The following is a 13,486-nucleotide window of genomic DNA, read 5'->3' as shown; positions in this document are numbered from 1 at the left end:
CGCTATGAAAGAGATTATTTACGTACTTGATTTCGGTTCCCAATACTCACATCTGATTGTGCGGCGGATCCGTGAGCTTGGGGTATATGCTGAATTAGTAGCCTACAATACACCGCTCAACACATTAGCTGATTCTCGCGGTATCATCCTCTCTGGCGGTCCCAGAAACCTGTCTGGATCAACGGCATTAATCCCTGATAAACGTATCTATACGCTTGGCCTCCCTGTCCTAGGTATTTGCTACGGACTGCAATTGATGGCGCACCAATTGGGTGGCAAAGTAACGCGTGGCACTAAGCGGGAATATGGCCCAGCCTCGGTGCACATTAAACGCGCCGGCACGTTGTTTCAGTCCCTAGCGCGAAGCCAGGCGACGTGGATGTCGCACGGTGATAATGTGACGCGATTGCCTCGCGGATTTCGTGCCTTGGCCAGTTCGGACAATTGTCCGTATGTAGCAATTGCTGATGAACGCAGAAAATTATTCGGTATTCAATTCCACCCCGAAGTATCACATACAAAAAGAGGGATGGTGATGCTCCGCAATTTTATCCGTGCCACGGGTGCCAAACGCACGTGGACCATGAAAACATTTGTCCAGCGACAGATCGAATCAGTTCAAACGCAGGTGGGGAATGATCGGGTGGTTTGCGCATTATCCGGTGGGGTTGATTCATCAGTGGCTGCTACGTTGGTGCATCGAGCCATTGGTAAACAATTGACCTGCATATTTGTTGATACCGGTTTGCTTCGCGCCGGTGAAGTGGAGCAAGTACAAAAGACATTTCGTTCGTATCAACGGGTCGACCTGCGGGTGATTCAAGCAGAATCGGAATTTCTCGGTGCCTTGGCGGGCGTGACTGATCCTGAGCGGAAGCGAAAGATTATTGGTGAATTGTTTATTCGAATTTTTGAACGTGAGGCGAAGAAACTCGGCAAGAATGTCCGTTGGCTGGTGCAGGGGACGCTCTATACCGACGCGATCACATCTGGCGTGAGCGTGGGTAAAACCGCTGCGGTCATAAAATCCCACCACAACGTGGGTGGCTTGCCAAAGAAATTCGGCTTTACCTTGATTGAACCATTTCGTGAATTATACAAAGACGAAGTTCGCCGCGTCGGCCGCGTATTAGGGTTGCCGCAAAGCGTCGTCGAACGGCAGCCGTTTCCCGGGCCGGGATTGGCGGTCAGAATCATCGGCGAAATTACCAAGCCAAAGCTGGACATTTTACGCTTCGCTGATGCTATTGTGCGTGAAGAAATTGATCACCTGCCATTAGCAAAGCGGCCGCAGCAATATTTTGCCGTACTGCCCACGATTCGATCCGTCGGGGTGCAAGGGGATTCACGAACGTATGGATTTCCTATTATTGTGCGAGCGGTGTCCACGGTTGATTTTATGACTGCGGATTGGACACGGTTATCAGAGAAAATATTATCTCGCATTGCCACGCGCATCACCAATGAAGTCCATGAAGTGAACCGCGTGCTGTACGACATTACGTCGAAGCCGCCGGGGACGGTTGAGTGGGAATAAATAACCCGCCAGTGCAGAAGCGCAAAGGCGGGTTTTTTTGTTTATCAGAGTATGAGGATTCACTCCATCGTGTAGTAGACCGTACCGCGGTCAGTGATGTATTGGTAGTAGCGGGTGCCGGTTGTTAAGCAATAGGTGAGTTTAACGATGGGCAGGTGATAGTCCGTGGAATGTTTGTACGCATTCATATCAAGGACACGACAGGGCTTATCTCCATAGTCCTCACTGAGGCGATAGCCGACGACAAAATAGTAGTCAGGTTCCGTAATAAAACTAGGTGGTAAGGTACACGATAGTTTTCGAGCGAGGTGCTGAGCTGTTATTTCACTATCGACGGCTGCATAATAGTATGTTTTGCCCGTGTCAACGGTAGAGCTCCGTTCAAAGTATGTCAGCTCCCCGGCGAGTAATGCATCCATTGTCTGAAAGGCTGCCACGACTGAGTCACGATCCAATTGCAGTTCCTGGCATTGTGCAGTAAGAGAGTCGACGGTTGTGTCGGTAGCGGTTTGGGTGGTGTTGGCGGTTGCCGTTGCCGTGCTCATACACGTGTAGAGCAGTACTATGGTAATGAGCTGGTACATGGGTTCCTCCTATGAAACCATGAAGGCGGTTTATGTGTTGGTTTTGACGTATTGTACGTCTTGGGCTGACGTGTCGTCAAGCCAGGCATTAGAAATAATCATTTTTGATAGAATTGACGGCATGCCAGTGGAATGATAAGGTGAGATAATTTGAAATAACAATAAACATGAAAAATAGCCTGCTTTGACATTTCAGGCAACGCCAGGAGGTATTCTATGTCAGTTTCTCAGAAAATGCAGCGTTTGTACGCACAGGCGCGGCGCATCTTTTGTTCCGCTCAAATGCTCATCATCACCGGTTCATACTGGGGGGATGAGGGTAAGGGCAAGATCGTCGATTTTCTTTCCCATTTGTATGATCTGGCTGTCCGCTACAGTGGCGGCGCTGGTGCTGGCCATACGCTGGTGACCCCCGAGGGTAAAAAGTTCGTTGGCCATCTGATTCCGTGCGGAATTGCACAGGGTATTCGGTGCGTGTTGGCGCGCGGGGTCTTCTTTGACCTCAAGCGGTTTATCGCTGAATTTGAGGATGCTCGGCGCGTCCTCGGCAAGAAGTTACCCCCCATCTGGGTGGATAAATACTCGCCACTCTGGACACCGTGGCACGAACTCTTCGAGCGCTGGCTGGAGCATTCAGCTGGCGGCAAGAAAGTCGGCACGACTGGCAAGGCAATTGGTCCACTCGCAGGACTAAAAGTTTTGCGGTGTGGTCCGCAGGTTCATCATCTCTATCAGTCGAAAGCACTCCGCTTACGACTTCAGGGATTGTATCGGGCGCTCAAGCCTGATTTTGACGCGATGGTCAAAGCGGGTTTGATCAAGCGTCAGGACATTCCCTTGCCTATCGCCGTTGAGAAGGCGTTGCTCCGCGATGCGGCGATTATCAAGTCAATGGTCACCGATACTGCCCACGAGCTTTCTGGAGCGTATACCGCTGGTTTGCGCATACTTTTCGAGGCGGCCCAAGCACCAGGTCTGGATATTGATCTTGGTACCTGGCCGTATGTGTCATCGGGACATTCGGTCGCCGGTGGCGCTCCCTTGGGGAGTGGTTTGCCGCTGAAGGCATTCGCCAAAGCTATCGTACTGATGGTCATGAAAGCTTTGCCAACTCGTGTTGGTGAGGGTCCATTCCCATCGGAGATTTGGGATCGGAAGAAGGCGAGTTGGTTTGCCAAAATGCATCCCAACCTCTTCAAAAATACGGCGGAACGCAATGCATTTCTCCGTGACAAACTTCAGCGGATCAATGATGGCCGCGCTACCATGGCCGACTGGAGCCAGTACTTCCAAGTGTTGGGCTATGAGCTCGGCGCCACGACTGGTCGTGGTCGAAGCGTGGGATTTATGGACCTGATGTGGCTTCACTATGTCATCCGCATCAATGGTCCGCAGTATTTCGCTTTGACGCGATTCGACATGCTATCTGGAATCAAAAAAATTCCGGTGGTGATCGGGTATCTGCTTGACGATAAGCAATTGTCCCCCGGTATGATGCCCGATACCGATTCACTCTCGCGCATCCGCCCGGTCTATGAGTTCTGGGAGGGATGGGATCAGGATATCACCGGAATAACCGATTGGAACAAATTGCCGGCAGCGGCGAAACGATACATCTGGAAGCTGGAGAAGCGACTGGGCGTGCCGATTCTGCTCATTGGTACTGGCCCTGAACGGGACGCCATTATCATTCGTCCGGATGTGGCGAAGCGTTCGCGACACAAGTCTGCATAATCAAATGGAGGATTAGTTCTATTGTTAGATCGAGATCTCGTTTTCACTTCGGTGGGAACGAGATTTTTATTATTGACGATTGTAGGTCGCGGTGCTAAGGTAGGGGAATTTGGAGGCTGAAATAAACAAAGAACCCTATAACTAAAAGAGGAGGTGTGTCGTGATTAAACGATATACACCAAAACGCATTGGCCAGGTCTGGCTGCTGCATCGTAAATTTAAGATGTGGCTACAGGTTGAATTGGCCGTCATTAAAGCACGTGAACTGCGGGGCGAGTATCCTGTCGGAACTCACCAGCGCATCAAAGATGCAGCGCGTTTCACTGCTCGGGAAATCGAACAGCGAGAAAAGGAGATCGAGCATGATCTCCAGGCGTTTGTCGACGTGGTTCGTCAGTATCTTCCTGTAGAATTACAGGGGAAATTTCACGAGCTGGTTACTTCGTATGATACCGAAGATCCGGCTATGGCGTTGCTGTTGCGATTGGCATTGAAGGAAATTACACGTGATCTCGATGCGCTGATTGACGCGACTTGCCACCAGGCAAGCGCGCACCAGTGGACTTACTGTATGGGTATCACCCACGGCCAGGATGGTCAGGTGATTACCTATGCGGCGCGATTGCTCGTATATCTCGATGGGCTGCGGCAGTCTCGAGAAAGCCTGCAATTCGTTGGTAGTCAGTTGGAGATGACGAAGTGTTCTGGAGCTATGGGCACCTACGGCTCTCTCACTCCTGAGCTGGAGGCTGACATTCTCAAACTGTTGGGTCTGCGCGTCCGGCCGGCGGCATCGCAGATTGTCTTACGTGACAGCATGGCCCGGCTTTTGTCCGAGATTGCCATCCTGGGCGGCGTTCTGGAAAAGATGGCCATGGATAATTATATCCTCGGTCAGACTGCGTATCGAGAAGTGCTTGAGCCTCGGAAGAAGAAACAGAAGGGGTCAAGTGCCATGCCGCACAAGAAGAACACGATCATGAATGAGCGTGAGCGCGGCATGCCGCGCGCGCTACGCGGTTACGCGCATGCGGCGATGGAGAACATCGCCACGCCATTGGAGCGTGATATCTCGCAGTCCTCGGTCGAGCGGATTATTCTGCCGGATTCTACCATTCTTATCAGCTACATGCTGCAACTGATGACAAAAATAGTTTCGGGCATGGAAGTCCAGCGCGACCGAATGGCAAAGGGCATTCAGCGCACTTTTGGCTGCTGGGCATCGGAGCAGGTAAAGACGGTGCTCTGTGAACAGCTCTGTACTCCTGAACATGGCTTTACTGCTGATGACGTCTACTATTTCGTCCAGGGATGCGCTTTCAAAGCGATGGAGGAAGAGCGAGACCTAGGGTATGCGCTCCGACAGTCCTTGTTCCCGCGTTCAGATGCCGAAGGCGCTCGACTGTTGCGAGACATGATTCCTGTTGGTTGCCTCGATCCTTGTTTCGATTTCAAGAAGGCACTCCAGCAGAACATGCCGGTTGTGTATCAGCGGAACGGACTCGACCTGACTGCTGCGCTTGAGCCGAATTGTTGATCCTTTGATCTGTCTTGTTTTGTATCGCCGTTGGTTTTTCGACCGACGGCGATTTTATAACATAAAAAAATAACGGCCCGTGCAAAGATGCGCGAGCCGTTGAAATGAGATAATACGCGAAGTGTGGCTGATTTAGCCGAGTTTGGTGACGACCTGTGTGAGAGGAAGGTCAACTCTGGTTGGCGCCCCACTCTTATTGGGATCCAGGAATTCGATGCGGGCCATATTGCCCGATCTTTTCTTGACCGTACCGGTCACCGTTTCATTCAGCCCGTCCGGCTGAAAGTGAATTCTGGTGCCTTCTGGTGCACGGCCGGAACCCTTGGGGAACAGTTCAGCCAGCTGAACTTGCGTAGATTTACTCATAGATAGTCCTCCGATGACATTGAAAAGTTTTTGGTTACTCATCTGTGTGATCCAAATAATGAATCAATGTCTCGGCGGACTGTGAGGAGAAGATGAAAGGATCAAGGTGTCCTCCTAAAAAGGAAGGGTGAAGGTTTCGCATTCACGTAATTATGAATGCACATGAACGATTCGCGAATGAATTATTCATGTGCAGGCACAATTGTAATATACAGCTGTTGTGACTTTTTTATTAGCTTTTGATCCGATCTCCGTCGGGGATCCGGGACTTGAACCCGGAATCTCACGAACCCGAATCGTGCGCCTTAGCCAATTAGGCCAATCCCCGACGGAGATCGCGTCAGACATCAGACAGGAAACTGTCAAGCCATTTTCTTCCCACATCTGACTTCAGAAATCGTTCACGTTTGATAGCAGATGTTTTATCAGGAAATTTTTCAGTATGTATCAGTGAAAATGGACCGTTATGTCGAGACCACGTATTAGAACCTTGGTTATGTTCCCCCAATCGTAGAGTTGGCTTCTTTGATGTGTATCCAACGTAGCGTTTTCCGTTACGTTTACTTTTCAAAACATATACAGTAAACATAAGAAGTTTCGCCTCAGCCAGAGGCTGATCCGCCTTAGGCGGAAATTAGGCCAATCCCCGGCAGTCAGAGCGGCTGAGTGGGTAACATAGGTCTAGACGCCATTTTAACACATAAAGCGCATCTCGAGAAAGGTTTTCAATTTACAACCCAGTACCATACCACTAACCATGTTTAGTGTCAAGCCCCATATCGGAGAAGTGTTAAAAATGCTATGATTATGTTAATTCTATGCGCGTAAAAGCCATAAAAACTAAAGTTTTTTATCCGCCGCAGGACGATCTGTACGCTGTTTTGCGTAAGGGTTTGCGGCAGGTGCACGAGGGTTCTATCATTGCTATTGCCTCGAAAGTAGTCAGTATCCATCAGGGACGGTGCGTCCGGAAGGATTCGGTGAAAAGTAAAGATGAACTCATTATCAAAGAAGCGGATAAATATATACCGCGCCGATTTGTTCCAGGTGGCTACGCCGTTTTAACTATCAAACATAATATTTTAATACCATCTGCTGGCATTGATGCCTCAAATAGCGGCGAGTACTATGTGCTCTGGCCCAAGCAGCCGGAAAAAATTGCCAAAGAAATTTGGCAATGGTTACGGAAAACGTATCGCGTGAAAAAAGTTGGCGTGGTCATTACTGACAGTCATACCGTGCCCATGCGTCGCGGCGTATTAGGCATTGGACTGGGGCACTATGGTTTTCGTCCGATTAACGATTATCGCGGCACCAAAGACTTGTTTGGCAGAAAGTTTAAAGTGTCCACCACCAATGTGGTGGATGCACTGGCGGGTGCGGCGGTGTTTGCCATGGGTGAGGGGACTGAGCAAACTCCATTGGTTGTCATCTCAGACGTGCCCCAAGTAGCCTTTACCGCCCAACCCTATCGCCCGCGAAAAAAGTACAGCGCATTTACCATTGGTTGGGATGAAGATTTGTATGGGCCATTATTAAAACGCATTACCTGGAAAAGCCATGGAAATAGAAATTAAAGCACATATTCGCAATCGTCCTGAATTAGAACGCAGGCTCAAGCAGTTGGGTGCACGGTATGTTGGCCGGAAACATCAAGTAGATCGGTATTATCAGCCATTTGGCCTATCATTTACCAAGCGATCAGGAAAAATACTGCGCGTGCGGCATGATTATATCAGTAAGGAGACACGGCTCGAACTTCATATGAGCTCGGGTCGATATGCTGCCACGGAGATTGAAGTGCCGGTAGGGGATGAGGCTATTCTGCGAACAGTGTTGAAAGAATTAAGAATGAAAGAGGCGTATGCAGTGGAGAAGAAGAGGCGTGTGTATCGGTTGGGGAAAGTTGAAATTGTCATTGACCAGGTAAAAGGATTGGGTTGGTTTGTGGAAGTGGAGATCCAAGGGGCAAATACGAAAAGCAATCAATTGAAATTAGCTAAGGCATTAGAGCGGCTTGGCGTGGCGCGTGCGGATTGGTCCAAGCAGCACTATAATGAAATGATGGGGAGTAAAAAAGGTCTAACCTATGCCTATTTCTAAGAAAAAACAAGAAAAGGATTTATTCGATAGTAAGCTGGAGCATGAACTTCAGCGTGGTGCGCCGTTGGCTGATCGCATCCGCCCAGAGTCGCTGGAGGATTTTGTGGGGCAACAGGATATCATAGGTGAGGGAAAGATTTTACGTCGGGCAATAGAGAACGATGAAGTATTCTCCATCATATTTTGGGGGCCGCCAGGATCAGGCAAGACGACATTAGCGCGGATTATTGCAAATATGACCAAGTCATATTTCGTAAGCATGAGTGCGGTTACTTCTGGCATTAATGATTTGCGTAATGTGGTGCGCGAAGCAGAGACGCGGCGGAAGTTTCATAATGATCGTACGATTGTATTTGTGGACGAAATTCACCGATGGAATAAAGCGCAGCAAGACGCTTTTTTGCCGTATGTGGAAAATGGCATCATCACCTTGATAGGCGCCACGACCGAGAATCCATCATTTGAAGTGATCGCGCCGTTGCTTTCCCGTTCGCGGGTGTTTGTCATGCAGCGGCACGGGGTACCAGAATTATCCCGTATTATCAAGCGCGCTCTGACTGACCCACGTCAGGGATTTGGCGTGCAAAAAATTAAGATTGCCGCGAAAGCTATGGACGTTTTGATCAGCGGGGCAAATGGCGATGCGCGAACGGCGTTAAACGCCCTGGAGATCGCCGTGAAAGCAACGCGTGCCGGTAGTGATGGGATTAAGCACATTGACTTGCCCACGATTGAGGATGCGCTCCAACATAAAGCACTGCAGTATGATAAGAAAGGCGAGGAGCATTATAATGTTATTTCTGCATTTATTAAATCCATGCGTGGCTCTGATCCTGATGGGGCGCTGTATTGGCTCAACCGTATGGTGGAGGCAGGGGAGGATCCGGAATTCATTGCCCGTCGGATGGTTGTCTTTGCCTCGGAGGATATCGGCATGGCCGATCCGCAGGGCTTGCGTATTGCGCTGGACGTATTTGAGGCAGTGCGAAAAATCGGCTACCCCGAGTGCCAGATTAATCTGGCGCATGGGGTGGTCTACCTGGCAAAGGCGCCCAAGGACAATTCTGCGTATGTAGGTTTGCTGGAAGCAAAGAAAGATGTCAAAGATACGATGAATGAGCCGGTGCCGTTGCATCTGCGCAATGCCGTCACTGATTTGATGAAAGATTTGCAATACGGCAAAGATTATAAGTATTCGCACGATTATACGCCGGAAGAGGGAAAGCAGGATTATTTGCCGGAAAAGCTCGCAGGAAAAAAATATTATCAACCAAAGAATAAATAATAATATACGTGCTATATGGTACTTCATCCAAAAAAGGTATTTGAAGAGAAATTAACCTGGTCTGACCGACTGGCAATTCGTATCGCTTCCTTCACTGGCAATATGTCATTTGTTTGGCTGCACGTGGCAGTATTTTTTGTGTGGGTTATTGGCAATTGGCTCGCCGGGGAAAAGAGTTGGGATCCCTACCCGTTTAATTTTATGACGTTTATTGTTTCCCTTGAGGCAATTTTTCTGTCCACGTTTGTTTTGATCGCCCAAAATCGGGAGGCGCGCCGGAATGAAATTCGTGAACAGCTGGATTATGAAGTTGACCAGCGAGCCGAATCCGCGATTCAAGAAATTAAACTGATGGTCACTAAAATGACTGCAGATGTTGAACAATTGAAAAAGAAGAAATGAACGTCGCACTCGGTTTTTCCCTGGCACTGAGCGCTGGCCTAATTTGGTCAATTGGCAATATCGTTCATAAGGTATTAGCCAGCCGCTTGGTCCAAAGTACCGCTTTGCTCGTGCTGTCATTGAGCTTGGCCTCCGGCCTTATCGGCGGAGTTTTATTAATTTGGTTTCCGCTGGTATCGGGTGATGGGTGGTTTCTGGCTGGAGCGGCAGCGGCTTGTTATTTGGTGGCGGTGTTTGGTTATTTGTCTGCGCTACGGACAGAAGAAGCGTCTCGAGTAGTGCCACTTTTTGGATTGGGCTCGGCGCTTATCGTATTAATGAGCGCTGTATTTTTGAGAGAAGTTTTTTCTTTTATCCAATACCTTGGCATTGCTACTGTTTTGATTGGCGCTATTCTCATTTCAGCGGCAGGGGATTGGCGCAGCATATTTCGTGGCCGGCTGCTTCGGTTCATGCTCTTGAGTGGAACCGCCTTTGCGCTTCACGCCGTCATTATCAAGACGCTCTTAGCGGATTTTAGTTACGGTTCGGTATTTGCCAGCGCTGGTTTGCTGCAGGCTGCGGCCGGGGTACTACTCATACTTATTTGGCGACGACATATTCGAGAAACAATGCAGCGCGTCACCTGGAATATTTTAGCGCTCAGCATTATTACCGACCTCGTCGGGTTTGGCGCAGAATTGCTCTATACGATTGCTTTATCCGTTTGGTATCTCGCCCTGGTAGAGACCATAGCTTCGCTCCAGTATTTTTTTATTTTTGTCTGGGGCCTGATTCTCTCTCGCTGGTTTCCTCAGGTATTGCGGGAGCCAATAACGAAGTCGGGATTGATTAATAAGTTTATTGCGATTACGCTTATTATTAGTGGTATCTACTTATTAGCTCAGTGAGTATGCGGCGAGCCTTTGGTATCAAGAAAATTAAACGCATTAAGACAATTCCAATTCTGGTAAATCAGCGAGTTGGGTTTCAGAAAGATATTATTGAATTACCCGATGGAACCCGCCGGGAATATTACCTGACGAATCGCGGAAAGAAATCTGCTTTTATTCTGCCTGTTGATGCGCGTGGGAGAATATTACTGCTGCGCGAGTATCGTTATCCATTGCAAAAGGTTATTATCGGACCAGTGGGCGGGGAGGTAGATCCTGGTGAAACACCGCTGCAGGGAGCAAAACGCGAGCTGATGGAAGAGACGGGATATCAGGCACGCTCCGTTCGACTGTTGGGCACTTTTTATGCTAGCCCAGCGAATTCCGACACATTCTTTTATACGTATATTGCAACTAGATTGACGCCAGGCACTAACCAGCTTGACCAGGGGGAGTATTTGCAACCGGTTTGGTATACCCGGGCGGAGGTGCGGCGCATGATTCGGACCCGGCAGATAAAAGACCCATATTTGCTGGCTTCATTGCTTTTATATTTCCAGGGGTAGCCATGGTAGACGAAAGTGCGGTTTTCTCATATACTGTAGGTATTAAGTAGCTAATAAGGTCTGACTGCATATATATGGATGAGCAACAACCGCAGCAGCAACCGTCTATGGCCCAGCCACAGGGTGGCCAGGACCAGCCGAAGAAAAGCGGCATGGGTACCTGGTTGATTGTCCTGGTGGTTATTGTTGTTATTGGGGTCGTGGTTTGGATGCTGATGTAGCCTACAATTGAGGTAAATTGAGCACTCAATCGGAGTACGTTTTATGGTACGAGAGAAGTCTGTCGGAGCAGTCATTTTTCATAACCAGGCGAATCAGGTACGCTACTTGCTCGTTCAGTATCGCCATGGGGTGTGGGAATTTGTACGTGGGCATGTCGAAGGCCATGAAACAGAGCATCATACAGCGGTTCGTGAAATTCGCGAAGAAACAGGGCTACGGGGGCTGACCTTTATCCCTGGTTTTCGGCAGACGCGGAGCTGGACATTTACTAATTACTATCATAAGCGGGTGCGTAAGGAAGTTGTATATTTTCTGGCAGAAACCAAGAAGACCTCGGTACAGCTGGACGACGAGAATTTAGCCTTCTCTTGGCTACCATTCAGATCGGCGCAGACTCGGTTGTCATATCCACCGTCAAAAGTTATACTGAAAAGCGCCCATCAATTCCTCATGCTGCATCATAATAAACAACGCGTATATGCACGACGATCGCTGGCAGGAGATCATCCAAAAAGTAAAAGATAGTTTTCCCGTTGAGGAGCATGATACGAAGCCGATCGACGATCGTCCAGGTACGGTGGAGTATATTATTTTTACGGGTCCGCTGGGAAAGATGAAGTTGGCGCGCACTACTTCTCCAAAAGTGATGGGGACTCGAGGCATGGGTTCACACCGGATCGGCGGAGAGACATCGGTGCAGTATCAATATTCTGATTCAGAATTTGTCCATACGTTTACGGCGTCCGTCTGGAAAAATAATGATTGGCATGAGCTTGATCCGAGCGCTTTTACCCTATGACACCGGCACAAGCACAGCTGAACGCCGAGATCGCTGAGGTGTTCTCGGGAAAAGCCCAAGCACTTCAGGCAAAAGGGGAGCGGTATAAGTTTCGATCGTTTGCCTACCTTCGAGCGGCCACCGCAATCCGCCAATTGGATCGCGGTTTGGATGATATCTACCAGCACGGGTGGTTGGTCGGATTGGAAAAAATTCAAGGTATCGGCAATCGATTAGCCCATGATATAGAACACGAATTAAAAAAGAGAGGCATCAGTAATAAGTAATAGCTACATGTATGATTGACAAGACAATACGGGACGCGCTTGCCGGGGAGCTAGCGGAGATTAAAGAAAAGGGATTGTATAAAGCCGAACGGGTGATTGAAACGCCTCAGGGGGTAGCAATCATTACCAATGGGAAGAAAGTATTGAATTTTTGTGCAAATAATTATCTGGGCCTCAGTAATCATCCGGCGTTGATTGCTGCGGCGAAAAAGGGGCTGGATGAGTATGGCTACGGCATGTCATCGGTCCGATTTATCTGTGGTACCCAAACGGTTCATAAAGAATTAGAGCGTACGATTGCTGATTTTTTGCAAAAAGACGATGCAATTTTGTACTCATCTTGTTTTGACGCGAATGCGGGATTATTTGAAACCTTGCTTGGCCCTGACGACGTCATTATTTCTGATAAGCTTAATCACGCGAGCATCATTGATGGCATTCGCCTGTGCAAAGCAAACCGCTTACTGGCAGAACATGATGATATGGCAGATCTGGAAGCGAAATTGAAGGAAGCTCAGAGTTTCAAACGGAAGTTAATCGTCACGGACGGCGTCTTTAGCATGGATGGTGATATTGCCCATATTGACCAGGTAGTTGCCTTAGCCGAGAAATATGGGGCGCTCGTCATGGTTGACGATTCCCATGCCACCGGCTTTATTGGCGATCACGGCCGTGGTTCAGCTGAATATCGGGGAGTACTGGATAAAGTTGATATCATTACCAGTACTTTAGGAAAAGCCCTGGGGGGAGCCTCGGGTGGCTTTACTGCCGCTTCACAGGAGATTGTTGATTATTTGCGCCAACGTTCCCGACCATATCTATTTTCAAATACCCTCGCGCCAGCCATTGCGGCAACATCCATAGCGGCAATCCAGCTGGTACAGCAAGACAGTACGTTGCGAGAAACGCTGCGCCAGAATACTCAGCATTTCCGTCAGGGGATTTCTCAGTTGGGACTGGACGTACGCCCGGGTGAGCATCCGATCGTCCCGGTGATGCTGTACGACGCAAAAGTGGCAACGGCCATGGCTAAAGATCTGCTGGAAGAAGGGATTTACGTGATCGGCTTTAGCTATCCAGTCGTGCCTGAAGGAAAGGCGCGCATTCGCGTGCAAATCAGCGCCGCACACACCACGGCGCAGCTTGACCAAGCGTTAGCTGCTTTCGAAAAGGTGGGAAAGAAACACGGCGCAATAAAATAATTAATTACAAT

General features: G+C 49.0%; 17 protein-coding genes and 1 tRNA gene. 14 read left to right on the top strand and 4 right to left on the bottom strand.

Going from position 1 to position 13,486, the window contains the following annotated elements; translation table 11 throughout:
* Window positions 1–4 precede the first annotated feature (4 nt).
* Window positions 5–1,537, top strand: coding sequence for a glutamine-hydrolyzing GMP synthase (guaA, locus tag HZC01_00475; GenBank protein MBI5037173.1), 1,533 nt, complete (start codon window positions 5–7; stop codon window positions 1,535–1,537).
* Window positions 1,538–1,596: 59 nt separating this feature from the next.
* Here the strand turns inward: guaA and HZC01_00470 are convergent, their stop codons facing one another.
* Window positions 1,597–2,082 carry a hypothetical protein gene (locus tag HZC01_00470; protein MBI5037172.1) on the bottom strand — a complete coding sequence of 162 codons (486 nt, stop codon included), beginning with the start codon at window positions 2,080–2,082 and terminating at the stop codon, window positions 1,597–1,599.
* A 255-nt stretch (window positions 2,083–2,337) separates the two neighbouring features.
* On the opposite strand from HZC01_00470, the gene HZC01_00465 reads away from it, so the two are divergent.
* Window positions 2,338–3,855, top strand: a complete 1,518-nt coding sequence (locus HZC01_00465; protein MBI5037171.1) for an adenylosuccinate synthetase — start codon at window positions 2,338–2,340, stop codon at window positions 3,853–3,855.
* A 160-nt stretch (window positions 3,856–4,015) separates the two neighbouring features.
* Window positions 4,016–5,392: a hypothetical protein gene (locus HZC01_00460; protein ID MBI5037170.1), complete on the top strand. Its 1,377-nt coding sequence runs from the start codon at window positions 4,016–4,018 to the stop codon at window positions 5,390–5,392.
* Window positions 5,393–5,524: 132 nt separating this feature from the next.
* Here the strand turns inward: HZC01_00460 and HZC01_00455 are convergent, their stop codons facing one another.
* From HZC01_00455 to HZC01_00445, 3 genes are all read right to left on the bottom strand, one after another.
* Window positions 5,525–5,758, bottom strand: coding sequence for a hypothetical protein (locus tag HZC01_00455; GenBank protein ID MBI5037169.1), 234 nt, complete (start codon window positions 5,756–5,758; stop codon window positions 5,525–5,527).
* Window positions 5,759–6,012: 254 nt separating this feature from the next.
* A tRNA-Pro gene (locus HZC01_00450) sits at window positions 6,013–6,086 on the bottom strand.
* 12 nt (window positions 6,087–6,098) lie between these two features.
* Window positions 6,099–6,347, bottom strand: a complete 249-nt coding sequence (locus tag HZC01_00445) for a GIY-YIG nuclease family protein (GenBank protein ID MBI5037168.1) — start codon at window positions 6,345–6,347, stop codon at window positions 6,099–6,101.
* A gap of 229 nt (window positions 6,348–6,576) precedes the next feature.
* On the opposite strand from HZC01_00445, the gene HZC01_00440 reads away from it, so the two are divergent.
* The 11 genes from HZC01_00440 (at window position 6,577) to HZC01_00390 (ending at window position 13,475) form a co-directional block, all read left to right on the top strand.
* Entirely contained in the window at window positions 6,577–7,335 is a 759-nt protein-coding gene (locus tag HZC01_00440; GenBank protein ID MBI5037167.1) for a coenzyme F420-0:L-glutamate ligase, read from the top strand.
* Window positions 7,319–7,861, top strand: a complete 543-nt coding sequence (cyaB, locus tag HZC01_00435) for a class IV adenylate cyclase (GenBank protein ID MBI5037166.1) — start codon at window positions 7,319–7,321, stop codon at window positions 7,859–7,861. Before HZC01_00440 ends, cyaB begins: the two co-directional genes overlap by 17 nt.
* A complete protein-coding gene (locus HZC01_00430; protein ID MBI5037165.1) occupies window positions 7,848–9,146 on the top strand; it encodes a replication-associated recombination protein A in 1,299 nt (432 codons plus the stop codon). The genes cyaB and HZC01_00430 overlap by 14 nt, the downstream gene beginning before the upstream one ends.
* A 15-nt stretch (window positions 9,147–9,161) precedes the next feature.
* A complete protein-coding gene (locus HZC01_00425) occupies window positions 9,162–9,548 on the top strand; it encodes a DUF1003 domain-containing protein (GenBank protein MBI5037164.1) in 387 nt (128 codons plus the stop codon).
* On the top strand, window positions 9,545–10,438 hold the full coding sequence (locus HZC01_00420; GenBank protein MBI5037163.1) for a DMT family transporter: 894 nt from the start codon (window positions 9,545–9,547) through the stop codon (window positions 10,436–10,438). The genes HZC01_00425 and HZC01_00420 overlap by 4 nt, the downstream gene beginning before the upstream one ends.
* Before the next feature lie 2 nt (window positions 10,439–10,440).
* Complete coding sequence (locus tag HZC01_00415; GenBank protein MBI5037162.1) at window positions 10,441–10,986, top strand: NUDIX hydrolase; 546 nt, start codon at window positions 10,441–10,443, stop codon at window positions 10,984–10,986.
* A gap of 74 nt (window positions 10,987–11,060) precedes the next feature.
* A complete protein-coding gene (locus HZC01_00410; GenBank protein MBI5037161.1) occupies window positions 11,061–11,207 on the top strand; it encodes a hypothetical protein in 147 nt (48 codons plus the stop codon).
* Window positions 11,208–11,250: 43 nt separating this feature from the next.
* Entirely contained in the window at window positions 11,251–11,733 is a 483-nt protein-coding gene (locus HZC01_00405; protein ID MBI5037160.1) for an NUDIX domain-containing protein, read from the top strand.
* Entirely contained in the window at window positions 11,687–12,007 is a 321-nt protein-coding gene (locus HZC01_00400; protein MBI5037159.1) for a hypothetical protein, read from the top strand. Before HZC01_00405 ends, HZC01_00400 begins: the two co-directional genes overlap by 47 nt.
* Window positions 12,004–12,273, top strand: coding sequence for a hypothetical protein (locus tag HZC01_00395; GenBank protein MBI5037158.1), 270 nt, complete (start codon window positions 12,004–12,006; stop codon window positions 12,271–12,273). Before HZC01_00400 ends, HZC01_00395 begins: the two co-directional genes overlap by 4 nt.
* Before the next feature lie 11 nt (window positions 12,274–12,284).
* Window positions 12,285–13,475 carry a glycine C-acetyltransferase gene (locus HZC01_00390; protein MBI5037157.1) on the top strand — a complete coding sequence of 397 codons (1,191 nt, stop codon included), beginning with the start codon at window positions 12,285–12,287 and terminating at the stop codon, window positions 13,473–13,475.
* The last annotated feature ends 11 nt before the right edge of the window (window positions 13,476–13,486 follow it).

The sequence above is a fragment of the Candidatus Kerfeldbacteria bacterium genome, from assembly GCA_016214565.1.
Taxonomy (GTDB): Bacteria; Patescibacteriota; Patescibacteriia; order UBA10025; family JAHIVO01; genus JAXDBW01.
The sequence above is the reverse complement of the archived record's forward strand: the minus strand, read 5'-3'. Positions and strand labels throughout refer to the sequence as shown.